The organism is Kitasatospora sp. NPDC059462 (assembly GCF_042749955.1).
In the GTDB taxonomy this organism is placed as follows: Bacteria; Actinomycetota; Actinomycetes; order Streptomycetales; family Streptomycetaceae; genus Kitasatospora.
The window spans coordinates 1-20,948 of the sequence record NZ_JBHYUU010000061.1; the positions used below are offsets into that span (position 1 = coordinate 1).

Here is a 20,948-nt window from a genome sequence, read left to right on the forward strand (position 1 = left end):
CCCGGCCCCCCCCCGCCCCCCCCCCGGGGGGCCCCACGGTTTTTTAACCCCCCCCCACCACCCCGGGGTGGCCCGGGGGGGCCCGGCCCCCCCCGCCCCCCCGGCCGGGCTGCTTTCCGACCCTTCCCCTAACCATTACTGATATGTTTAATGGTTAGCATGAGCGAGCTGACGATCCCGCACGTCCACCACCGCCACGTCGACGTCGACGGCCTGCGCGTCTTCTACCGGGAGACCGGCCCGGCCGACGCCCCCGTGCTCCTGCTGCTGCACGGCTTCCCGTCCGCCTCCCACCAGTTCCGGCGGCTCTTCGACGCGCTCGGCACCCGCCACCGGCTGATCGCCCCCGACTACCCGGGCTTCGGCCACAGCGACAGCCCCGCGCCCGACGCCTTCGCGTACCGCTTCGACACCCTGGCCGACGTCGTCGAGGGCTTCTGCCGGGCCCTGGGCCTCGACCGCTTCGCCCTCTACGTCTTCGACTTCGGCGCCCCCGTCGGCCTGCGGCTCGCCACCCGCCACCCCGAATGGATCACCGGCCTGGTCGTCCAGAACGGCAACGCCTACGAGGAGGGACTCTCCGAGCAGGCCCGCGCGTTCATAGCCAACCGTTTCGGCGTCGAGGGCGCCGCCGAACGCGCCCGCGCCATCCTCACCCTGGAGATCACCCGCTCCCAGTACGAGGGCGGCACCGGCGACCCCACCCTCGTCGCCCCCGACGGCTGGACCCTCGACCAGCACCACCTCGACCTGCCCGGACGCAAGGACGTCCAGGTCGAACTCGCCCTCGACTACCACCACAACGTCGAGCTCTACCCCGTCTGGCAGGAGTGGCTGCGCACCCACCGCCCGCCCGCGCTCGTCGTCTGGGGCCGCAACGACCCGTTCTTCACCGAACCCGGCGCCCGCGCCTACCTGCGCGACCTGCCCGACGCCGACCTGCACGTGTTCGACACCGGGCACTTCGCCCTGGAGGAGAAGCTGCCCGAAATCGCCCCGCTGATCGACGACTTCCTCACCCGGATCGGGAAGTAGCGCGCCCCCCGCGGGCGTTCAGTCCCGGCGCAGCAGCAGCGTGACGAAACCGAGCGTCCCCCGGTAGCCGTGCAGCCACTGGGCGCGGTGCAGCTCCGCCGCCGCCCGGACGGCCGCGGCGTCCGGGTGCTCCGGGTGGTCCAGCGCCCACTCGGCCGCCGTGCCCGTCCAGGAGAACTCGTAGTCGTCCCACTCCTGCCGGCTGCTCACATGGCCGTACACCGGCGTCCAGCCGTCGGCCGTCACCCGGTCCACGGTGGTGGCCAGGTCCGCGTAGTCCTCGCGCGCGGCGCCGAGCGCGGCCGGCGCCGCCGCCGACGGCTCGCGCTCCCAGAACCCCTCGCCCACCAGCACCCGGCCGCCCGGCGCCAGGAACTCCCGGGCCGCGGCCAGCGCCGGCAGCAGACCGCCGAAGACGTGCGTCGCGCCGACGTTCAGGACCAGCTCGAAGGGCCGGCGGTCGGTGAATTCCCGGGCGTCCAGGTGGTGCAGCCCCAGCCGCCGCTGCACCCCCAGCGCCTCGGCCGACTCCCGGGCCAGGGTCAGCGCCGCAGCGTCCACGTCCACCCCGACCGCCCGCCAGTGCGGGCGCGCGCCCAGCGCCCGCAGCAGCCAGGCCGCCCGCCCGCAGCCGAGGTCCAGCGCCCGCCCCTGCTCGTCCGGCGCGAGCGCCCGTTCCAGCAGCGCCGCCACCGACGCGTCGCAGAGCGGCGCGGCGATCGGATGACGCGCGTGCGCGAGCCGGGAGATCATCCGACGGTCCATCCGGCCAGTGTGACCCACCCGGCTTCAGTACGTCCGGCCTTTCCAGGACGCGCCCCGGCCCCGCCAGTGCTGCACCGCCGAGTCGACCGTCATCAGCAGGTAGAGCGAGGCCGTGAACGGCAGCAGCAGCGCGGCCGGCGCCGGCCGCCCGTAGTAGCGCAGCATCGGCACGAACGTCCCCGCCATCAGCGCCCACGCCGCCGCGCCCGCCACCGCCACCGGCCACGCGCCCCCCACCAGCCCGGCCACCGCCGCCACCGGCGGCACCAGGTACACCAGCGCCAGCCCCAGCACCGTCCCCAGCAGCAGCACCGGTGAGTGCCGCAGCTGGGCGTACGCGCTGCGCGACACCATCCGCCACAGCTGCGCCAGGCGCGGATAGGGGCGCACGCTGTCCACCTGCTCCGCCAGCCCCAGCCAGGTCCGGCCCCCGGCCGCCTTCACCGCCCGGGCCAGCGACACGTCGTCGATCACCGCGCCCCGGATCGACGCCACCCCGCCCGCCCGCTCCAGGGCCTCGCGCCGCACCAGCGAGCAGCCGCCCGCCGCCGCGGCCGTCCGTGACCCGGGCCGGTTGCTCCACCGGAACGGGTACAGCTGGGCGAAGAAGTACACGAAGGCCGGCACGATCAGCCGCTCCCACCCGGTCTCCACCCGCAGCCGGGCCATCTGCGACACCAGGTCCAGCCGGCCGCTCTCCGCCGCCGCCACCAGCTCGGCCAGCGAGTCCGGCCCGTGCGCGATGTCCGCGTCGGTCAGCAGGAGGTACTCCGCGTCCGGCCCGGCCAGCTCCACCCCGTGCCGCAGCGCCCACAGCTTGCCGGTCCAGCCCGGCGGCAGCGGGGGAGGGGTGGTGACCGTCAGCTCCAGGCCCCCCGGGGCGGCGAGCGAGCGCGCCAGCGCGCCCGTCCCGTCCGAGCTGTGGTCGTCCACCAGCACCACCCGGGCCCGCCCCGGGTACTTCTGCGCCAGCAGGCCCGGCAGCGACAGCGGCAGCACCCCGGCCTCGTCCCGGGCCGGCACCACCACCGCCACCTGCGGCCAGCGCACCGGCGGCCGGCGCGGCGGCAGCCGCACGTCGGTGCGCCAGAACAACCCGTGGCAGCCCGCCAGCCAGAGCCAGACCAGCAGGGAGAACGCGGCGATCCACAGCAGGACGGTCACCCGGGCAGTCTGCCGCACCCGGGCCCGACGGGGGGCATCGACTAAAGTCTTGACCCGTGAAGATCGCACTGATGGACTCGGGAATCGGCTTGCTGGCCGCCGCCGCCGCACTCCGGGCGCTGCGTCCGGACGTCGATCTGGTGCTCTCCTCCAACCCCGCCTCGATGCCCTGGGGGCCCCGGACGCCCGAGGCGATCACCGAACTCGCCCTCGGCTGCGCCCGGGCCGCCGCCGAGTACCGGCCGGACGCGCTGATCGTCGCCTGCAACACCGCCTCGGTGCACGCGCTCGCCGCCCTGCGGGCCGAACTGGAGCCCGCGCTGCCGGTCATCGGCACCGTCCCGGCGATCAAGCCGGCCGCCGCCCTCGGCGGCCCGGTCGCCATCTGGGCCACCCCCGCCACCACCGGCAGCGCCTACCAGCGCGGGCTGATCCGCGACTTCGCCGGGACGGCCGCGGTCACCGAGGTCGCCTGCCCCGGGCTCGCCGACGCCGTCGAGCACGGCGACGAGGCGGCCATCGACGCTGCCGTCGCCGACGCGGCCGCCCGCACCCCGGCCGGCACGGCGGCGGTCGTGCTCGGCTGCACCCACTACGAACTGGTCGCCGACCGCATCCGCGCCGCCGTCGCCCCGGCCGCGCTGCCCTCGCTGACCCTGCACGGCTCCGCCGACCCGGTCGCCGCCCAGGCCCTGCGCCGCGTCCTCGACCCCACCCGCGAGGGCACCGCCACCCTCACCGTCCTCCACGCCGGCACCCCCACCACCCTCCCTCCCGCCGCCCTCGCCTACCCCCAGACCCTGTCCCTCACCGCCCCGGCGTCCTGACCCCTGACCCTGACCCTGGCGCGGTTCGGCAACGGCCTGGGCCGCAGGACCCGGCACCCCGAGCTCGCGCAGACGCTCGTGGTGCTCCGGCGTCCGGGTGCGGTCAGGGGCATGGTTTGCCCGCGAGGCTCGGTTTCCTGGGGGCCGCGGGTCGTGGCGGTGGCCAGTTCGTGGTACCCGGGTGCGGTCAGGGGCATGGTTTGTCCGCGAGGCTCGGTGTCCTGAGCTGCCGCGGATCGAGGCGGTGCCCAGTTCGGGGCGCTTGGGCGTCCGGGTGAGGTCGGGGGTGCGATGGGCTGTCCGCGAAGCCTGGTTTCCCGAGTGGCCGCGGATTGAGGCGGAGGCGAGTTCGTGGCGCTTCGGCGTCCGGGCGCGGTCGGTCAGCGGGGCTGACGGTCTGCCCGTGAGGCTTGGGCTCGCAGAGGCCGGGCCTTTTGCCCTGGGCAGCTCCGGCCCGGCGCGGCGGCGCCGACCTTCGCCGCGCGGCCCTCACCGCCCCGTGTCCTGGCGCAGACGGCGGTGGCGGCCTCCGCCCGGCCTGCCCATCCCCGGACCCGGGCCCGTTGCGCCCCCTGCGAATGGCGGCGGATTCGTCCGCCGCTCTGCCCCGCAGGCCGTTGGTGGCGAGTCCGGGCTTCTGGGCGTGGCGGCGGGCGTGATCGCTGTCCTGCTCGGCGCCGGCCGGTGTCCGTGCGAGTCGTGGGCGCGGTGAGGCGTGGATGTGGTGGAGCTGTTCGGCGCTGTGGCGGGGGTGTGGTTTTTGATCGCTGTTCCGCCTCGGCGTCGGGCAGGGTCTGTGCGGGGCGTGGGCGTGGGGCCGGGCGTGGAGGGCGGCGGAGTCGTCCGCCGCCTTGCCCCGTCGGCCGTTGGCGGCGCGCGCCCGGGTTCCGGGTGTGTGAGCGGGCGTCGGTCGCGCTGGGGATCTCCGTTATCCGGGCCCGGCAGTCGGGGGCGGGTGCGGCGACTGCCCCGGCGCCGGGCCGGGACCCGGGCGGGGCGCTGCGTGGAGCTGACTGCGGACGACGGTCCGCCGTTCCGGCTCGGTGGTGGCCGAAGGTCGCCCGGGCGACGGGCTCGGCGGGGTGCCCGGGGGCCTGCCGGTTGGCGCCGCTCGGGGCTCGCGGGTGAGGGGGCCGGAGCGTGTGGCGGGGTGGTGTGCGCAGGAAGCCGGTGGGGCGACTTCCTGCGCGGGGGAGGGTCAGGCGGCGCGGCCGCGCCAGCGGCGGTAGGCGGGTTCGAGGCCGGAGAGGATGGTGTCGAAGCACCGGCTGCTGGTCGTGGAGTCCACCTGGAGCCGGCTGATCTGGAGGGGGTGGGAGGGCAGCCGGGGGCCGAGGCGGTGGTCGGAGAGGAAGCCGAGCCGGTAGCCCAGCTCCTGAAGGACGGTTTCGGCCCGGACGTCGTGGCCGCCGTCCGGGTAGGCGAACGCGATCGGGGGCTCGCCGAGCCAGCGGGTGAGGGCTTCGTGGGCGCCGGTGATCTCGGCCCGGACGGTGGCGTCGTCGCAGCGGCCCAGGCACGGGTGCCCCTGGGTGTGGTTGCCGATGGCGACGCCGCCCTCGCGGAGCGCGAGCAGGTCGGCGGGGGTGAGCTGTTCCTGGCCGGGCGGGCGCCGGTCGGCGCTGACCCGCAGTTCCTGGAGGCTGCGCCGGCGGTCCGGGTCGGGCATCGCCTTGAGCCGGCGGAGCAGCTGGGAGGGGTGGCCGCAGTCGAGCGAGCGGGCGCGGCCGCCGTGCCGGGCGAGGAAGTCGGCCTCGTGCCACCAGAACGGCTTCTCGGTGCCGATCAGCTCGGAGATGACGAAGGCGGCGGCGGGGATGCCGCGTTCGATCAGCGCGGGCAGCGCATGGGTGAGCACGCTGCGGTCGGCGTCGTCGAAGGTCACCAGCACGCTGCGGGCGGGCAGCGGGCGCCGTTCGGCGACGGCCTGCTGCACGGCGGCCAGCGAGACGGGGGTCGCGAGTCTTCGCAGCCGGTCCAGCTGGGCGCCGAAGGAGCGCGGGTCGGTGACCCCGTGGTAGGCGAGCACGGCGAGGCGCTGCGCCGCCCGGGCGCGGAAGAGCGGCTGGACGGGGGCGAACCGCAGCCACTCGCCGCGCGCGTCGGCGCGGTGGCCGGCGCGGCGGTCGGCCCGCTCGGGCTCGGCCGGCCGGCGGACCGGCCGGGGGCAGGTCAGGGGGACGGCGGAGCGCAGCGCGCGGCCGCCGGCCGGGTGCACGCCGGGCGGGAGTACGGCGGGCTGGAGGCCGGTCGGCGGGGTGACGGCCGGCGGGGTGACGACCGGCTGCCCGTCGGTCGTCACGGTGCCCGGCCCGGGCGGTCCGGCCGGGCGGGGCGGCACGGGCGGGGCGGCGGTGGTCGGTGGCGGCCGCAGGTCCGACAGGGCGGTCACCACGGCCCTGGTCCGGGCCGTGGGGCTGGAGGTCGATGTCGTGGAATGGGACTGCGGCACGGTTCCCCCTCGGTCGCCGATGCGGCGTGGCGGTACCGCCGGAGGACGGAGCCCGGCCTCCGACTCCAGGGCACGGCGGCTCCGCCCCCTGGGTATGTCCGGTCCACGGCGGGGACTCCCAACCCGCACCGCGGACGGCTCCTGGATCGCTCAATGTAATGGAGACAGCTACGCCCCGTTGATGGTTGTACGGGACCGGCAAGGTTTTTTCGCAGATCGGGAACAATTCCGGGACGAGCCCGGAACGGCTTCGGGACGGCATGGCGACACCTTTCCGAACATCCGCCGACGCCCGTCGGCGGCCTTCACCGAGGGTGTCCGCCCGATCGCGTCCCGCATGCTGCCGGGGCGGCGGCTCCGGGGTACCTTGGGCTCATGGCAGATGCGGAACGTGATCACTTCCACCCGCACGGAGCGACCCGGCTGGCCCGGTACTGTCACGGCGGTCCGCTGGTCACGCACCAGGTGCCGCTTGCGCTGGTGGGCCTGGCCTGCCTCGCGCTGGGGATCGTGGTGGCGGTCGTGGTTCCGGACAGTGACGGTCCGGCCTGGGCGATGGCGGTGGCGGGCTGCCTGGCGGCCGGCGTGCTGCTGCTCGGGCGGATCGGCTTCGCGCTGTTCCGCCGCCGCCGCGCGGCGGCCTGAGCGCGGACCGCCGCGGCGGATCCCGGGGCAAACCGGCAAACCGGCAAACCGGGAAGTCGCTCGAACGCCGATCGCCCGATCGCGTTCATCCGGTCGGGTCGGCGGGTAATCGGCCCATCCGCCAATTCCTTCTCGTTTCTTTCACAATTCCGGGGCAGCAGCCCCACATTCCCCTTCCCCTCCCGTGACGGCCGTCCGGGGCGGCGTCGACCCCGGGCGCCGTCGGGGGTCGCCCCCTCCCCAAGTCGTAGAGACCCGGCGCGAGGGGTGCGACTTGATGGCGACACGAGGTGGGACCCCAGGCCGACGCTCCGCCCCCTGTGCGCTGCGACAGTTTCAACAGCCACGCGAACAGCTGGAGTTGAACAGGACTCCGGGCGGATGAGGCGGAGGTCGGAGCGGTGGGGACGTCAAGGAGCAGGGCCGTGCGCCGGGCGGCGGTTGTGCTGGCGGGGGCGGGCCTGGTGGCCGGCGTGGTCCCGGCGGCGTACGCAGGGGGCGCCGCCGGCGCCGTCGACGCGGGCGCGGTGTCGGACTCGGCACGACGGGTCGACCGGGCGGCGCTGGACGCCGGGCTGCGGGCGGTGGTGGCGCCGGGCGGTGCGACCGCCGCGCTCGGCCGGGTGAGCGAGAACGGCCGCACCCTCTGGAGGGGCGCGGCCGGAACCGGCGACCTCGCCACCGGTGAGCCCGCCGCGGCCCGCGACCGCTTCCGGATCGGCAGCGCCACCAAGACCTTCGTGGCGACGGTCGTCCTCCAGCTCGTCGCGGAGCACCGGATCGGCCTGGACGAGCCGGTGGAGACGTACCTGCCCGGCGTCGTGCACAACGGCGCCGCGATCAGCCTCCGCCAGCTGCTCAACCACACGGGCGGCGTCTACAACTACACCTCGGACCCGGCCTTCGCGTACGACGACGAGGCCTCGTTCCGGACCTGGCTCAGCACCGACCGCTGGAAGTCGTGGTCACCGGCGGAACTCGTCGCCGTCGCCGAGAGCCACCCGCCGTACTTCCCGCCGGGTCAGGACTGGCACTACTCCAACACCGACTACATCCTGCTCGGCATGCTCATCGAGAGGACCACCGGCCGCACCTGGCAGCAGGAGGTCGAACGACGGATCATCCGGCCCCTCGGCCTGCGGGAGACCACCATGCCGGAGAACGACCCCGCCGTGCCCGGCCACCACACCCACGGCTACGTCGCCCTGCCCGGCGGCCCGGTGGACGTCACGCTGTTCGACCCTAGCGTCGCGGGCCCGTCCGGCGCCGGCATCTCGACCACCGCCGACCTCGCCGCCTTCGTTTCGGCCCTGCTCGGCGGACGGCTCCTGGGGCCCGCCGAACTCGCCGAGATGAAGCGCACCACGGGCCTCGGGCGCGGGGCCGACTACGGCCTCGGCCTGGAGCGCACGCCCACCCCCTGCGGGAACTTCTGGGGCCACCGCGGCGACAGCATCGGCTACAGCAGCATCATGCTCAGCGACGACACCGGGACGCGCCAGGTCGCGCTCGTCCGCAATCCGTACGACTCCGCCGGGCGGCACGCCTCCGAGGCCGCCTTCACCGCCCTGGTGACGGCCGCGGCCTGCGCCGGCCGGACCGCCCCGTAGGACTTCGACCGCCCCGTCGGGGCTCGACCGCCCGGCGGGTGACGGCCCGTCCGGGCGGGCCGTCGTGGGCGCCGCGGCGCCGTGCTGCCGGCGGACGGCGCCGGTCGGCGGCGCCCCCGCCGGATAGGGTGCGGGCCATGGCCATTCCCGAGTTCCTCGCCGACCTCCGCGCCGTGGTCGGAACCCGCATGCTCTGGCTCAGTGCCGTCGTGGCGGTCGTCCTGGACGACGACGGCCGGGTGCTGCTCGTGCAGCGCGCCGACGACGGCAGCTGGACGCCGCCCGGCGGCATCCTCGACCCGGGCGAGCAGCCCGCCGACGGCGCGGTCCGCGAGTGCCTGGAGGAGAGCGGTGTCGTGGCCGTCCCGGACCGGCTGGTGGCGGTCACCGTCTCGCCGGAGGTCACCTATCCCAACGGCGACATGACGCAGTACCTGGAGCTGATCTTCCGCTGCCGCCCGGTGGGCGGCGAGGTGCGGGTGGACGAGGACGAGACGCTCGCGGTCGGCTGGTACGCGCTGGACGCGCTGCCGCCGATGGCGGAGAAGGAACTCGCCTGGATCCAGCGCGCGGTGGCCGGTCACGCCGAGGCCGGTTTCGAGTGGAACGGCGCGCCGCGCCCCTGACGGCGGGCCCCGGCGCAGGGCTCGTGGAGCCCCTTCGCGGTGTGCCTCCAGGTGTTCCCGCAGCGGCACCGGCCGGACGTCCGGGACCGGCGCGCGGGTGCGGGTGCCGAAGGCCGGCCTCACCGGTGATCAGTCGGGTGGGAACCGCAGCGTCGGCACGCCCGGCAGGACCAGGTGGCGAGCCCCCCGGCACCTCCGGGGCGCCGCCGGCGTCGGCGTGGTCACCGGCCGGCGGGTCGGCCCCGACGAGTCCGGCCCTGACGAGTCCGGCCCTGACGAGTCCGGCTCCGCCGGTGACGACCGCGCGCATGGCCGAGGTTCCCCCCTCATGACCGGCCGGCCCCGCGGCCGGCCCGGTGCCGATGGTAGCCGTGCGGTCACCCGCTGTGGAACCGATCCCGCAGAACGGCAGGAAGCGGTCACCGGCGGGCCCGGCGGGCCGAGGCGGCCCCTGGACGGGGGATCAGCCCTTGGGCTGGCGGTACGCCTCCTCGGCGGCGTCCAGCACCGCCGCGAGGTCGCCGCCGGCCGTGGCGGTGGCGACCGCCGCCACCGCGCCCTCGACGAAGGGTGCGTTGGCGAACCGGACCGGGAACGGCAGGCCGTGCTCGTCGGCGTCGGCGAGCAGGGCCCGGACGGTGGTCACCGCGCCGCCGAGGTCGGCCAGCACGACCACCCCGTGGCCCTGGTCGACCCGCCGGGTGGCGGCGGCGACCAGCACGGCGCTGATGCCGGGGCCGGACACCAGGTCGCCGCCGGTCGCGGCCACCGGTGCGGCGGAGTCGTCACCGGTCAGCGCGAGGGCCAGGGCGCGGACGGCGGTGGCGAGTTCCTGGCTGTGCGAGACGAGGACGACGCCGACCCGGCCGTGCCCGGGCGGGCGGCCCGGGGTGGGCCGGGGCAGCGGGGCCGGGGCGGGCGGGGTGCGGGGCGCCGGGGGGTGGGCCGAGGGGGCCTCGGAGATGGGGATGACATCGGCGCGGGTGCCGTCCCGGCGGCTCATCGGCTGCTCCTCGGGGCGCTCGGTGGGGGCGGGGTGGGGGCGGGAAGGGGCTCGGTGGGGCCCGGTGGGGGCTCCCCACACTCTGGCAGTTCGCCCGCCGCCCGCCGCGCGGGACACGCGCCCGGCGGGGGCGGGCCGGGGCCGCTGACGGGCCGTCGGACGCGGCCGGGGGAGTCCTCCCGATCCCGCTGACCGGGGCCGTGCGGGTGACTAGGCTGGGGCCGTTCAGGCCGTCGGGAGGAGAGACCAGCAGTGACAGCCAACAGCGGGACCGGGGTGGAGCCGGTCGAGGCGGGGCCGGCGGAGCTCGGCGCGAACGGCAAGCCGAAGGTGGACTTCACCGGGGCGACCTGGTTGTGCAGCAGCCAGGGCGTCGGCGACGTGCAGATCGCGTTCGTCGACGGCTACATCGGCATGCGGGACGGTCGTCAGGAGGACGGCCCGGTGCTGGTGTTCACGCCCGGGGAGTGGCGGGCCTTCGTGCTCGGCGCGCGGGACGGCGAGTTCGACCTCACCTGACCGGATCCGGCCGGACGTCCCGCACGGGGCGCCCGGCCGGGCCCGAAGGTCTCCGGTGGTCATCGTTCCGATCACATTTGAACGTGCCCCGTCATAATTTCTGTTGACTGCTGGACAAACGCAGCTCAGAGTATGAGCACAGGCAGACGCCGTGCCCACCGCCCCCACGCGGCCAGACACGGCGCCTGCTGTGCAACCCGGCAGTGCTGCCGAGTCTCCTCCCAGTCATCCCCTGCGCACCGGGGGTGCGTCGGCCGGTCCCGGCCCCACGGAGGGGCCGGCAGTCGCCGGGAGGATGGCGCCGGACCCGAGAGCGACTCGGGAGGTGGCGCCGGTGCCCGGGACCCGCACGCCCCCACGCGGCGGCGTCCCGAGCAGATCCGCGGGAGCGACGGGCCGGGGCCCCGCGGACCTTGCTTGTGGTGCATGGAACTGTTGGCTTGTGTGCTGTGCGGTGTGCGACGTCGAAGCTGGGTGCTCGGCGGATCGGCACGACGGTATGCACAGTGAGGGAAACGCGTGTAGGGCCGCGTTTGCGACATGCCGTCCCCCCGAAGGGTGAAACCCAGAACGGCTGTCGTGCTGAACCGAACGTAGCCCGGACGGTTGCTCAGAGTCAACATTGGTCTCTGAGCGTGGATCTCCGTCCGGCGCCCCACCCACCCCGCGAGCGGGGTCTGCCGGGCACGTACGATGTTCCCATGTCTTTTCTCCGCCGTCGCTCCGGTCAGCCCACCGGCCCGGACTTCGACGTGCTCGCCATGGACCCGGGCGACTGGCCCGGCGACTTCGGTGCGGCCATGATGACCGGCCCGGACGGCTCCTGCCAGGGGATTTTCCTGCGCTACGACCTGTTCGGCGGCAGAGGCCCGGCGATGTTCATCGGCAACCTCCCCGAGGGTTCGCCGGCCCGGGAGACCGGCGACAGCGTGCCCTTCGAGGTGCGCCAGCTGCTCGCCGCCCTGGGGGACGAGGAACCGGTCGAGTTCGTCTCGGCGGAGGACTTCCCGGTCATGCTCGGGGACGACCTGCTGATCGTGAAGAAGGTCAAGGTCAGCGAGGGCCGGGTCTTCTGTGCCCAGTTCGGCCGGAGTGACGGCGTGCAGGTCACCATCGCCTCCTGGGACCGACCGATTTCGGACGACCTCTACCAGTTGCTCAAACCGCTGCCCGCGGACATGTTCCAGCAGGGCTGACCGGACGCCGCGACCGTGCCCCGGAGGGCAGGGTTCTGCTTCCCGTTCCGGTACTCGCGGCGCTTGCGTCACCCCGCTCGTTCCGGGCCTCGGGCACTGCTTGACGGCCTCGATCACGGCTTCGTAAAGTCGCGGACATGCCGTGCCGTCTCCCGCTGCTGACCCGTCGCAGCTACCTCGACCTGCGGCGCACCGCCAGCGCGGTGTGTCCGGGTCACTGAGGGGGATTCGTCCCCGAGGCGGCGGGCGGCCGGCCGAGCGGCCGGCGCCGGTCCGGGGGCGGGTGTCCGCCGAGCCCGGGTTCCGGGGGCGGGTGTTCCACCGACCTCCGGGGTCGCCTGCCCGTCCCGCGCGCCCGTCCCGGCGTGCCGAGGAGCCAGAGCCCACGCTGCCGCCCGGAGGCACCTGCCCCATGAGCATCATCACTGCCGACCATTCGCCCGCCGCCCCGTCCCCCGTCGAGGCCGCCCTCGCCGGGCTGCCCCGGGTCGTCGACCTGCTGGCCGCCCGGGCCGAGGAGCACGACCGCGACGCGACCTTCCCCTACCAGGGCATCGAGGCCGTCCACGACGCCGGACTGCTCACCCTGACCGTCGACCGGCGGTACGGCGGCCCCGGCGGAACGCTCGCCGACACCGTCCAGGTACTGGCCCAACTCGGGCGCGGGGACGCCTCGGTGGCCGTGGTCACCGCGTTCACCCTGCTCCAGCACGCCGAGCAGGCGCGGACGGCGAACTGGCCGACCGCCGGCTACCGGCGGCTGCTCACCGAGTCCCGGCGCGGGCCGGCCCTGGTCAACACCCTGCACGCGGAACCCGGCGGCCGCAGCGGCGAGCCGCCGGCCACGCTGGCCCGCTGGGACGGCACAGGCTGGCGGCTCACCGGCCGCAAGACCTACTGCACCGGCGCCGAGGCGCTCGCCTGGATGGCGGTGACCGCCCGCACCGACGAACCGGAGCCCCGGAGCGGGACGTTCCTGGTGCGCGGCGAGAGCGAGGGCCTGGAGGTCGACCCGACCTGGGACCAGCTCGGCCTGCGGGCCAGCGCCAGCCACGACGTGGTGCTGGACGAGGTGCGGGTGCCCGCCGAACTCGCGCTCGGCCTGAACCCGCCGAAGGGCGGCGGTGGAAAGGGCGCGTCCGGTACGGCCGCGCGCCCCGGTTCCGCCACCGCGCCGGCCGCCGGGGCCGTCCCGGCGGCCGAACTGGCCCGGGCCTGGCACGATCTGGCGCTCTCCGCGGTGGCCGTCGGGGTGGCCCGCTCGGCCCAGGACTGGCTGGTCCGGTTCCTGCACCAGCGAACTCCGGCCAATCTCACCGAGCCGCTCGGCAGCCTGCCCCGCTACCGCGGCGCGCTGGGCGAGATCGAGGCCCAGCTGATCGGTGCCGAGGAGCTCGTCCACGGCCTGGCCCCCCGGGTGGACCGGGCCGAGCCGGACGCGGTCGCCCGCACCGGACCGGCCCACCTGCTGGCCACCCGGGCCGCGATCGCCGCCGTCCAGCAGGCCGTTTCGCTCACCGGCAACCCGGGACTGAGCCGCCGTCACCCGCTGGAGCGCTACCTGCGGGACGTGCTCAGCAGCCGGGTCCACCTGGCTTCTGACGAGGCCGTCCTGGAGGCCGCGGGCCGGGCCGCCCTGGAGCGGGGCACCCGGCCCTGACCGGGTGCCGGCGGCCGGGCGGCCTCATCGCGTCCCGACGGCGGCCCGGACCGCGCGGCGGGCCAGCGCGGCGTCGTCGTAGAGCCGGCGGATCATGATCCGCTGCTCCTCGCCGGCGCCCGGCACGTCGTACAGCCGGATCTCCCGCATCAGCACCAGCACCAGGTTCACCAGGAACGCGTCCCGGGCCAGGGTGCCGCCGCTCTGGGCGAGTTGGCTGATCTGCCGACGGGCCGCGGTGTCCCCGGACAGCACGCTCCAGAGCACCGCCAGGTCGTAGCCGGGCAGGTACCAGCCGGCCTGCTCCCAGTCGACCAGCACCGGACCGGACGGCGCCAGCAGCATGTTGCTGAGCAGCGCGTCGCCGTGGCAGAGCTGGAGCGGGGCGTGCCCGAGGCCGTGCAGCAGACCGCGCAGGTCCCCGGCGTCCCGGTCGGTGAGCTGGCCCACCGAGTGGTAGCGGGCGATCTCCAACGGGTAGTCCAGCCGGGGCTGGAACACGTCGGTCGGCGGCCGCCACAGGTTGAGCGTGCGCACCGCGGTCAGCAGCGCCCGCACCTCGCCCGGGGTGGGCGCGTTGGCCGGGTGGCGCTCCCGGGCGGCCGGCCGGCCGGGCACGCGCTCCATGACCAGCACGCAGCGGTCGTGGTCGGCCGCCACCAGCCGGGGCAGCCGTACCGGCGGGCGGTGCCGGACGAAGGCCCGGTAGACCGCGACCTCGTGGTGGAAGTCGGCCACCAGCTGGTCGAAGTACTCGCTGCGCACCGCCTGCGGGGCCAGGCACTTGGCGACCACCGGGGCCCGGCCGATGGTGCCCGCCACCAGGATGTGGCGGCTCCCCTCGCGCAGTACCTGGCGCGGGGTGAACGCGGGACATATCCGCGAGACGCCGGCGAGCGCGGCCCGCACGGACGGCGTCTGCAGCGCCGAGGGGTCGATCCGCTCCTGCGCCGCGGGCTGGCCCGGCCGCGTCGGCGGACGCAGCAGCCGGCCGTCGCCGGGACGGGCGGCGGGGATCCGGGTTCCGGGGGTCCACGGGCCGGCCGGGGCGGCGGTCTCGGGCGAGCGGAGCCCCAGCGCGGTCCGCGCGGCCTGGCCCCGCGGGTCCACGGGCCGGCCGTCGACGGCACCGCGGGGGGCGGCCGGCCGGGACGGCGGCGGGACCTGCTTCGGGCCGGGACGGCCGGCGGCTGCGGTGGGCGGGCGCAGCGCGGTCCGGGGCGCGGTCGGCGTCGGGGAGGTCGCTGAGGAGTACATGGGGTGAGGGAAGTCCCTTCCTGGTCCGTCTCGGAGGCCCGCGGGGGCGGGAGGGCCGGTGCCGCCGGGTTCCTGGTCCGGCGGCCGGCCCTGGTGCGGTCCGGTGGGTGGTGCGCGGGCGCCGGGCACGGACGCCGGGGCCGGAACCCCGTGCTGCGGCGGTGGACCGGCCTTCCGCACCCTGGGGAATGCGGATGGCCGGTTCTGCCGTGGCCGTGCCCGGCGCCCCCGCGCCACCCGGCCGCGCCACCCCCTCGGGTGAGGACCGGGAGCGCCCCGCGACCCGCACGGGGGAACCCCCGAACCGGCCTGGGACGCCGCCCGACCCGGGGGCGAGGTGGCGCACCTCTACATGACACCCGCAGGACGGTGGTTGGTAATGTGGCGGACCCTGGCGAAGCCTGGCGAATGCTCGCCCGGCACATGACGGAAGCTCTAGCCTCGGATCAGCCGAGGAACCTGGGGGCTTCACGTGAGCAGGGGACCCAACACCCGACTCGCCGATCTGTTCGTCCTGACCGGATGGTCGAAGGGCGAGCTCGCGCGGCTGGTCAACAGGCGTGGTGCCGCGATGGGACAGCAGCAGCTGTCCACCGACACCTCGCGGGTGCGGCGGTGGATCGAGCAGGGGGAGATCCCGCGCGATCCGGTGCCGAGGGTACTGGCAGCCGTGTTCACGGAGCGGCTCGGCCGTGTCGTCACCACTGAGGACCTCGGTCTGGAACGACACCGGCCCACCAGGACCGGAGCGGCGCAGTCCGCCACCTCGTCGCCGTGGGAGCCGGATCGGACGGCCGCGGTCCTCACCGAGTTCACGGGAATGGACCTCATGCTGAACCGACGTGGATTGATGGGCGCGGGTGCCGCGCTCACCGCCGGGGCGGTCATCGCCGACTCGCTGAAGGGCTGGCTGGGCGGGGACGCGGTCGCGTACGCGGCCTCGGCGCCCGGCCCGCGCCGGGTGGTCACCCAGGGCGGTGTCCGGCCGGTGGTGGACCAGTACGACGCGGGCCCGGTGGGGCCCGACGAGGTGGAGGCGCTGGAGCACTCGGTGCAGGTGTTCCGGGCCTGGGACGCGGCCCGCGGCGGCGGCCTGCAGCGGAAGGCGGTGGTCGGTCAACTCAACGAGGTGGGCGGGCTGCTGACGCACCGCCACGGCGGCTCCGTGGAGCAGCGGTTGTGGCTGGTCGCGGCCAACCTCGCGGTGCTGGCGGGCTGGATGTCGCACGACGTGGGGCTGGAGCCGACCGCGCAGAAGTACTTCATGCTGGCGGCCGAGTCGGCGAAGGAGGCCGGGGACCGGCCGCGTGCCGGGGAGGCGATCTCCCGGGCGGCGCGCCAGATGGTGCACCTCGGGCGGGCCGACGACGCGATCGACCTGATGGCCGCCGCGCGGGCGAGCGGCGGCCGGATGCTGCCGAGGACGCAGGCGATGCTGAACACCGTCGAGGCGTGGGCGTTCGCGTCGATCGGGCAGTCGCAGACGACCTGGCGGCTGCTGGGGGAGGCGGAGGACCTCTTCGCGGAGGACCCGGACGGGCCGCCGCCGTCCTGGATGCAGGTGTTCGACGAGGCGGAGCTGCGCGGGATGCAGGCGCTGGTGCTGCGCACGCTCGCCGAGCACGACCTGTCCGCGGCCGGGCAGGCCCGCCGGCACGCCGAGCGGGTGATCGAGCTGCGGGAGGGGACCGGTCAGCTGCGCTCGGCGCTGTTCGACCGGATCACGCTGGCCTCGGTGCACTGGCTCACCGGGGAGCCGGACGCGGCGGACACCCAGGTCAAGCTGGTGCTGAACCTGATCGGCCAGAACTCCTCGCACCGGACGTGGGACCGGCTGCGGGAGATGTACCGGCTGACCGCGCGCTACCGGGGGGTGCCGGTGGTGGACGAGTTGCGGGACGAGCTGGGCCGGGAGCTGAGGACGGTGGGGGCGAAGTACCGGCCGCAGCCCGTCTGAGGCGCCGGAGTCGGCGGCCGGGGCGTCCGGCAGCCGTCCGCTAGTCGGGGTCCGCCGGGCGCAGCAGCATGCGCAGGGCGGTGACGGTGCCGTCGGTGCCCAGGACGGGTTCGCCGGCGCACTCCACCGTGCCGTGTCCGCCGCCGGGGTGGCGGACACGGAGGGTGCCGACGGCGTACCGGCCGTGCACCAGCGCGTCGGTCATCATCCGGCGCAGCTGCGGCCGGTCCGCCTCGGCCAGCCGGTCCGGCAGCCGGTCGAGGCTGAGCGGGCCGTGGCCGGGGTCGCAGCCGAGCAGTGGGTAGGCCTCGGCGGACCAGCGCACGTCGTCGGTGCGCAGATCCCATTCGGCCGCGGCGACCGTGTCGCGGCCGGGCGTCGGTGTCATGGGCATGGCAGGTCCACTCGTCCGTTCGCGGCGGTCGGCCGGCGGGTGTGGGAACGACTGTCGCACAGCGGTCCGACAGCCGTCCGCGATTTGGACAGAACGCCGACAAAGGGCCCCCGGCATATGCCAGTGCGCACAAAGCGTCCGTCGCCCTGTGTGCGACGGGCTGTCCGAGGCGGTAACCTTCGGTGATTCCGGCGCCCGGGCGCCCGCGCAGTACCGACCAGAGACCCCGGCGACGGAAATCCCGTTGCCACTACGACCGCCGCAACGGATGCTGACCTCATGTTCGAGCCAGTGATAGCACCCAGTGCCAGCCTCCTCGGCCTCCTGCAGCGAGGTCGCGGTGACGGGCAGCTCCATGCGCTGGCCGCCGACCGCACCGAGGCCATCACCGCGTTGGAGGAGTGCGTCACCAGGGATCCGCGAGCCGACTGGCAGGTCGAGAACCGCTCCCTCTACTACGCGCGCCTCTACATGGAGCTGGAGGCGTCGCTGGACGGCATCGAGGACCACCTCCACTCCCCGGAGGACCTCCTCGACGAGGACGAGGCCCGCACCGGCCTCGCGCTCTCCGTCCTCGGCCACCTCGCCGCGTACGGCCGCCGGGACGCCCTCCTCATGCTCCGCGAGTACGCCGCCACCGGCACCAACTGGGCCTGGGCGCTGGACGAGCTCGCGCTGCGCGACGACGACCGCGGCCTGCTGCTGCTCGGCACCGCCGTGCTGGACCGCTTCCCGCCGGGCCCCGAGGGCGACGCCGAGCTGCGCGAGACCATCCGCGGCGCCTACGAGCCCCGGCCCTGGCGGCTCTGGGCCGCCTACCACCCGAGAGTCGCGGCGGCGAGCGAGCAGTCCCCCTTCGACCTGTGGCAGCGCCAGCTGAACCGCAGCGGCGTCACCCCCGGCTGGTCCACCGCCGACGTCCTGGCCTGGGCCGATCAGGGCGACCTCGGCGGCCTCGGCGCCGGGGCCTTCGCCGGCGGCCCGGCCCGCCCGGAGGCCTCCTGCGACAGCGGCTCACCGGCCCGCCCCGACGGGGTGGACCGCCGCGCCGCCGCGGCCGCCCGCTGCCTGGCCGCCGTGGTGCGCGCCGAGGACCGCTGCGCCGTCCTGGAGGCCGCCCGCACCGGCCTGCCGGGCGCCCGCCGGGCCGCCCTGCGCTACCTCGTCGACCAGCGCGACCCGGCCGCGGCCGGCCTGATCGAGCTGGCCGCCGCCGACGTGGACGACCGGATGGTCCGGTTCGCCCTGGAACTGCTCGGCCGGATGCGCGGCCCGGAGGCGCTGGCCCAGGCCCGCCGCTGGGCCGATCCGGCCACCGGCGGCGCCGACAGCGCCCTCGGCGAGGCCGCCGTCCGGCTGCTGGCCGACGCCGGGGAGCCGGCCGACGGCCCGCTGGTGGTGGCCGGGCTGCGCCGCTGGGTCTCGCTGCACGGGGTGTCCGGGGCCGACGCCGGGCTCGGGACGCTGGTCGACGGCGCGGGGCGGCTGGCCGCCGCCGATGCCGTCCCGGTCCTGCGCCACATCTACGGGGAGGCCGTCTCCTCGGAACTGCGCGGCCGCGCCGCCCGGGCGCTCGCCGCGACCGACGTGCACTTCCCCGAGGGGCCCGCCGTCGAGTGCCTCTGGGACTGCGAGGAATCGACCAGGGAGCTCGCCGCGAGGCACGTCGCCACCACCGGTGACGCCCGTGTGCTGGAGCGCCTGCGCCGCCTCGCCGCCGATCCGGCCGAGGAGGCCGAGGTCCACGCCGCCGTCCGGGGCCGGCTGACCGCCGCCCGGGAGCGCCGCCGCTGAGGGGGCGCGGCCGCCGGGTCCGCGGTCGCCGAGGGTCCGCGGTCGCCGAGGTTCGCGGCCGCCTTCGAGGACGACGAAGCGGGCCGGTCCACCCCCGGGGGTGGACCGGCCCGCTTCGCTGTGGAACGCCGTTCTCGTTCGCCGCTACTTGGCGACCACGCCGGCGTCCGGCGCCAGGGTGCCGACCGAGACCAGGACGATGATCAGGATGCCGAGCGCGATGCGGTAGATCACGAACGGCATGAAGCTGTTGTTCGAGATGTACTTGAGGAACCAGGAGATCGCCGCGTACCCGACCACGAAGGCGATCGCGGTGGCCAGGAGGGTCGGCCCCCAGGCCGGCGCGGGCCCCTCGCCGATCTTGAACAGCTCCAGCACGCCGGAGGCCAGCACCGCCGGGATCGCCAGCAGGAACGAGTACCGGGCCGCCGCCTCGCGGCTGTAGCCGAGCAGCAGGCCCGCGCTGATCGTGCCGCCGGAGCGCGACACGCCCGGGATGAGCGCGAGCGCCTGGGCCATGCCGTAGCCGGCCGCGTGCGGCAGGGTCAGCTCGGTGATCGGCTTGGCGTAGCGCACGGCCCGGGTGCGGTCGGCGACCGCGAGGATCACGCCGAACAGGATCAGCGTGGTGCCGATGATCCGCAGGTCGCGCAGGTCCTGCTCGATGGTGTCCTGGAACAGCTTGCCCAGGATGCCGATCGGCAGGGTCCCCATGATCACGAACCAGCCCATCCGGGCGTCCTGGTGCGAGCGGAGCGCGGGCCGGAACAGCGAGAGCGTCCAGGTCTTCACGATCGAGGCGATGTCGCGACGGAAGTAGATCAGCACCGCGGTCTCGGTGCCGAGCTGGGTCACCGCGGTGAACGCCGCGCCCGGGTCCTTCCAGCCCATCAGGGCGGGGAAGACCCGGAGGTGGGCGCTGGAGGAGATCGGCAGGAACTCGGTGAGTCCCTGGATCAGGCCGAGGACGGCCCCGTGGAACCATTCGATCACCGGACACCCGCCCGGGGTATCCGTCGCTCGATGCGCATGAAGCGTTCCTTGTTGGTCGGTGCGGGAACGGCCCTGCGAACCGGCCGGCGCGGTCCAGTGGCGCGGCCCGATGGCAGGCGAACCACCGGTCCCGCCCGGCGCTCGGGCCGCGCGCGGGCCCGGCGTCCGCCTGATGCTACGCCGTTCAGGTGACGGCCTGTCGCGCGCCCCCACCCTCGGGGGCCGTTCCCGCGACCGCCGGCCGCGGCCGTCCCGTACCGGTCAGGCGGCCACCGGCCGGGCCCGCACCCAGATCCGGTCCTCGGTCAGGTAGGCGTCGACCGCCAGCCCGGCCTCGGCCAGCGCCTGTTCGAACTCCGCCCGGTCCATCGGGCGGGACAGGAAGGTCTGGGTCCACCGCGCGTCCGGGAACTCGTACTCGACGTGCACCCGGTTGACGCCCTCGGACACCGGTGTGGCCGACGCCACCCGCACCAGCCCGTCCTCGCCCAGCGGGCGTTCGCGCGGCACGTTGGTCTGCCAGTCCTCGCCCTCGCGCTGGATCAGCACGCAGCCGTCCTCGGCGACGTGCCGGCGGCAGGCGTCCAGCAGGCCCCGGCGGACGTCCAGGCTGCCGGCGTGCACCAGGAAGGAGGCGAGCAGGACGACGTCGAAGCGCTCGCCGAGGTCGAGGCGCTCGATCGGGCTGCGCACGGTGCGCGCCCCGCGCACTCGCGCCAGCATCTCGGCGGACTCGTCCACCGCCGTCACCCGGAAGCCCAGGTCCACGAGCGGGCGGGTCATCCGGCCCACGCCGCAGCCGAGTTCGAGCAGGCTGGCACCGGGCGGGACGGCGCCGGCGATCACCTCGGGCTCGTCGTTGACCGGCAGCCGCGCGTACATGTCGACCGCGCAGCCGTCCGGGGTGATCGCGCCGGGGCCGGTGCCCCGGTACCCCTCGCGGAACTCCTCGTGTCCTTCGCGGTGTCCCTCGTCGTGTCCTTCGTCAGCCATGCGAACCATCCGAACACGGTGGGCGCGAGGTGGGAAGAGGGCGTGGGGATCCATGCTT

At 75.4% G+C, this 20,948-nt stretch carries 18 protein-coding genes; 10 read left to right on the forward strand and 8 right to left on the reverse strand.

The window, feature by feature from the left end; all coding sequences use genetic code 11:
* Positions 1 to 159 precede the first annotated feature (159 nt).
* Entirely contained in the window at positions 160 to 1,035 is an 876-nt protein-coding gene (locus ACFXAM_RS17655) for an alpha/beta fold hydrolase (protein ID WP_380292159.1), read from the forward strand.
* An 18-nt stretch (positions 1,036 to 1,053) separates the two neighbouring features.
* Here ACFXAM_RS17655 and ACFXAM_RS17660 read toward each other — a convergent pair whose 3' ends face one another.
* Together ACFXAM_RS17660 and ACFXAM_RS17665 are read right to left on the reverse strand one after the other, a co-directional pair.
* Positions 1,054 to 1,800 carry an SAM-dependent methyltransferase gene (locus ACFXAM_RS17660; RefSeq protein ID WP_380292161.1) on the reverse strand — a complete coding sequence of 249 codons (747 nt, stop codon included), beginning with the start codon at positions 1,798 to 1,800 and terminating at the stop codon, positions 1,054 to 1,056.
* Positions 1,801 to 1,824: 24 nt separating this feature from the next.
* Positions 1,825 to 2,964 (reverse strand): glycosyltransferase, encoded by a 1,140-nt coding sequence (locus ACFXAM_RS17665; protein ID WP_380292163.1) that lies wholly within the window; start codon positions 2,962 to 2,964, stop codon positions 1,825 to 1,827.
* Between the two features lie 56 nt (positions 2,965 to 3,020).
* Here ACFXAM_RS17665 and ACFXAM_RS17670 point away from each other — a divergent pair, with 56 nt between their 5' ends.
* A complete protein-coding gene (locus ACFXAM_RS17670) occupies positions 3,021 to 3,791 on the forward strand; it encodes a glutamate racemase (protein WP_380292165.1) in 771 nt (256 codons plus the stop codon).
* A gap of 1,198 nt (positions 3,792 to 4,989) precedes the next feature.
* Here ACFXAM_RS17670 and ACFXAM_RS17675 read toward each other — a convergent pair.
* A complete protein-coding gene (locus tag ACFXAM_RS17675; RefSeq protein ID WP_380292167.1) occupies positions 4,990 to 6,243 on the reverse strand; it encodes a polysaccharide deacetylase family protein in 1,254 nt (417 codons plus the stop codon).
* A 375-nt stretch (positions 6,244 to 6,618) separates the two neighbouring features.
* On the opposite strand from ACFXAM_RS17675, the gene ACFXAM_RS17680 reads away from it, so the two are divergent.
* The 3 genes from ACFXAM_RS17680 (at position 6,619) to ACFXAM_RS17690 (ending at position 9,124) form a co-directional block, all read left to right on the forward strand.
* The gene (locus ACFXAM_RS17680) at positions 6,619 to 6,888 is read left to right on the forward strand and encodes a hypothetical protein (RefSeq protein ID WP_380292169.1); all 270 of its coding nucleotides are present in this window, start codon (positions 6,619 to 6,621) and stop codon (positions 6,886 to 6,888) included.
* Between the two features lie 425 nt (positions 6,889 to 7,313).
* Positions 7,314 to 8,498, forward strand: a complete 1,185-nt coding sequence (locus tag ACFXAM_RS17685) for a serine hydrolase domain-containing protein (RefSeq protein ID WP_380292171.1) — start codon at positions 7,314 to 7,316, stop codon at positions 8,496 to 8,498.
* A 137-nt stretch (positions 8,499 to 8,635) separates the two neighbouring features.
* Positions 8,636 to 9,124 (forward strand): NUDIX domain-containing protein, encoded by a 489-nt coding sequence (locus ACFXAM_RS17690; protein ID WP_380292172.1) that lies wholly within the window; start codon positions 8,636 to 8,638, stop codon positions 9,122 to 9,124.
* A 463-nt stretch (positions 9,125 to 9,587) separates the two neighbouring features.
* Here the strand turns inward: ACFXAM_RS17690 and ACFXAM_RS17695 are convergent, their stop codons facing one another.
* Positions 9,588 to 10,127, reverse strand: a complete 540-nt coding sequence (locus ACFXAM_RS17695; RefSeq protein WP_380292174.1) for a PTS-dependent dihydroxyacetone kinase phosphotransferase subunit DhaM — start codon at positions 10,125 to 10,127, stop codon at positions 9,588 to 9,590.
* A 276-nt stretch (positions 10,128 to 10,403) separates the two neighbouring features.
* On the opposite strand from ACFXAM_RS17695, the gene ACFXAM_RS17700 reads away from it, so the two are divergent.
* The 3 genes from ACFXAM_RS17700 (at position 10,404) to ACFXAM_RS17710 (ending at position 13,502) form a co-directional block, all read left to right on the forward strand.
* Positions 10,404 to 10,646, forward strand: coding sequence for a DUF397 domain-containing protein (locus tag ACFXAM_RS17700; protein ID WP_380292213.1), 243 nt, complete (start codon positions 10,404 to 10,406; stop codon positions 10,644 to 10,646).
* A gap of 701 nt (positions 10,647 to 11,347) precedes the next feature.
* Complete coding sequence (locus tag ACFXAM_RS17705) at positions 11,348 to 11,842, forward strand: hypothetical protein (RefSeq protein WP_350554877.1); 495 nt, start codon at positions 11,348 to 11,350, stop codon at positions 11,840 to 11,842.
* A 412-nt stretch (positions 11,843 to 12,254) separates the two neighbouring features.
* The gene (locus ACFXAM_RS17710) at positions 12,255 to 13,502 is read left to right on the forward strand and encodes an acyl-CoA dehydrogenase family protein (protein ID WP_380292176.1); all 1,248 of its coding nucleotides are present in this window, start codon (positions 12,255 to 12,257) and stop codon (positions 13,500 to 13,502) included.
* Between the two features lie 24 nt (positions 13,503 to 13,526).
* Here the strand turns inward: ACFXAM_RS17710 and ACFXAM_RS17715 are convergent, their stop codons facing one another.
* Positions 13,527 to 14,759, reverse strand: coding sequence for a phosphotransferase (locus ACFXAM_RS17715; protein ID WP_380292178.1), 1,233 nt, complete (start codon positions 14,757 to 14,759; stop codon positions 13,527 to 13,529).
* 472 nt (positions 14,760 to 15,231) lie between these two features.
* Here ACFXAM_RS17715 and ACFXAM_RS17720 point away from each other — a divergent pair, with 472 nt between their 5' ends.
* Positions 15,232 to 16,716: a hypothetical protein gene (locus ACFXAM_RS17720; protein ID WP_380292180.1), complete on the forward strand. Its 1,485-nt coding sequence runs from the start codon at positions 15,232 to 15,234 to the stop codon at positions 16,714 to 16,716.
* 40 nt (positions 16,717 to 16,756) lie between these two features.
* Here ACFXAM_RS17720 and ACFXAM_RS17725 read toward each other — a convergent pair whose 3' ends face one another.
* On the reverse strand, positions 16,757 to 17,110 hold the full coding sequence (locus ACFXAM_RS17725; RefSeq protein ID WP_380292182.1) for a PAS domain-containing protein: 354 nt from the start codon (positions 17,108 to 17,110) through the stop codon (positions 16,757 to 16,759).
* Between the two features lie 279 nt (positions 17,111 to 17,389).
* On the opposite strand from ACFXAM_RS17725, the gene ACFXAM_RS17730 reads away from it, so the two are divergent.
* Positions 17,390 to 18,904, forward strand: a complete 1,515-nt coding sequence (locus ACFXAM_RS17730) for a HEAT repeat domain-containing protein (RefSeq protein ID WP_380292184.1) — start codon at positions 17,390 to 17,392, stop codon at positions 18,902 to 18,904.
* Between the two features lie 144 nt (positions 18,905 to 19,048).
* On the opposite strand, the gene ACFXAM_RS17735 is transcribed toward ACFXAM_RS17730, so the two are convergent.
* Together ACFXAM_RS17735 and ACFXAM_RS17740 are read right to left on the reverse strand one after the other, a co-directional pair.
* The gene (locus ACFXAM_RS17735; protein WP_380292215.1) at positions 19,049 to 19,894 is read right to left on the reverse strand and encodes an undecaprenyl-diphosphate phosphatase; all 846 of its coding nucleotides are present in this window, start codon (positions 19,892 to 19,894) and stop codon (positions 19,049 to 19,051) included.
* A gap of 264 nt (positions 19,895 to 20,158) precedes the next feature.
* A complete protein-coding gene (locus ACFXAM_RS17740; RefSeq protein WP_380292186.1) occupies positions 20,159 to 20,890 on the reverse strand; it encodes a class I SAM-dependent methyltransferase in 732 nt (243 codons plus the stop codon).
* Between the last annotated feature and the right edge of the window lie 58 nt (positions 20,891 to 20,948).